This is a genomic window from Pseudomonas sp. 65/3-MNA-CIBAN-0223 (assembly GCF_040310425.1).
Classification (GTDB): domain Bacteria; phylum Pseudomonadota; class Gammaproteobacteria; order Pseudomonadales; family Pseudomonadaceae; genus Aquipseudomonas; species Aquipseudomonas gregormendelii.
This window is the reverse complement of sequence record NZ_JBEOPV010000263.1, coordinates 1-250: the sequence shown is the minus strand read 5'-3', so window position 1 is coordinate 250 and position 250 is coordinate 1. Positions and strand designations below refer to the sequence as shown.

1 protein-coding gene is annotated in these 250 nt (G+C 66.4%); it reads right to left on the bottom strand.

Annotation, left to right across the window (positions count from 1 at the left end):
* Positions 1-250: PAS domain-containing protein (locus tag AAEZ09_RS28815; protein ID WP_350601744.1), on the bottom strand; the 250-nt coding region annotated here is incomplete at both ends.

The window sequence follows — 250 nt, the reverse complement described above, 5'->3', positions numbered from 1 at the left end:
GACCAGGGTGCCGTCCTCGTCGCGCAGCGGAATGCGGGTGACCACGAAGTGCTCGTCGCCGAAGGCCATCAGGTCGAGCATGCTCGGCTGGCCGCTTTCCACCACCTCGCGCAGGCGGCTGGCCGGCAGCACTTCCTCGATCTCCTTGCCGAGCACGCTGGACGGATCGCGAATACCGACCTTCTCGGCGTACTTGTCGTTGATCCAGACGATGCGCGCCTGCCGGTTGACCGCGATGGTGCCCTCACAC